The sequence below is a fragment of the Oceanibium sediminis genome (assembly GCF_003265325.1).
Lineage (GTDB): Bacteria > Pseudomonadota > Alphaproteobacteria > Rhodobacterales > Rhodobacteraceae > Halovulum > Halovulum sediminis.
This window is the reverse complement of the sequence record NZ_QGNX01000050.1, coordinates 1-916: the sequence shown is the minus strand read 5'-3', so window position 1 is coordinate 916 and position 916 is coordinate 1. Positions and strand designations below refer to the sequence as shown.

Here is a 916-nt window from a genome sequence, read left to right as displayed (position 1 = left end):
GCCATGTTCGACCGAATGAACGCCGGCCTCGATGCAGACTTTCAGCGCCGGGCCTCCATGCAGGTGCGCAACAACTTTGCGGCCATTGCGGCGGGCCTCGTCCACACAGGCGAAGATCTCCTCGTCCGAAAGCTCCTGTGACGCGGGCAGCGAGCCCTTGGTCGACATGCCGCCACTGGCCATGATCTTGATGTGGTCGACACCCTGCTTGAGTTGCTCGCGGACCGCCTTGCGCATGTCGCCCACGCCGTCTGTCTCGCGCCCGAGGAAATGCGCGTGGCCGCCGGTGCGGATGATCGGATGACCGCTGATCAGCAATCTTGGCCCCTGGATCTGGCCGGCCTCGATGCAGCGTTTGACATCGACGTCGATGAAATAGCGCTCACCCACATCGCGCATCGTCGTGATGCCGGCCTTGAGGATCGCCTTGGCGTTCCACATCGCCTTCATCGCAAGATAGGGAATGGTCTCGGCACATTGGGCGGCTTCGTCGCCGGGGTCGACGATCAGATGCTCGTGGCTGTCGACCAATCCGGGCATGACCGTGCGGTCAGACAGGTCGATGACCTCGGCCCCAGTCGGCACCTTGGCGGCGTCGATGATCGACTTGATCTTCTCTCCTTCGACGACAATGGCCCTGCCTTTTGCCGGTTCGGCGCCAGTTGCGTCGATCAGGGTGCCGCAGACGATATACTTGGTCATGGTTTTCGCTGTTCCTGTTTGGCGGCATGCGGGATGATCGCCCGCATGCCGAGGTAACATTACTGTTTCGGGTGAACGCCGGTGACGATGATGTATTCGTCGAGGCGCGGCACGAAGCCTTCGTATTTGGCGCTGACGCCGATCAGTTGTGGCTCATAGTAAAGCGGCAGCGCGCCGCCAAACTCCTTATGCTGCAGCGCCTGGCCCTGCCGGA

1 protein-coding gene is annotated in these 916 nt (G+C 61.8%); it reads right to left on the bottom strand.

The window, feature by feature from the left end; genetic code table 11:
• On the bottom strand, positions 1–702 hold a 702-nt coding region (locus tag DJ029_RS21510), incomplete at its 3' end, for an amidohydrolase family protein (RefSeq protein ID WP_198671249.1).
• Positions 703–916 lie beyond the last annotated feature (214 nt).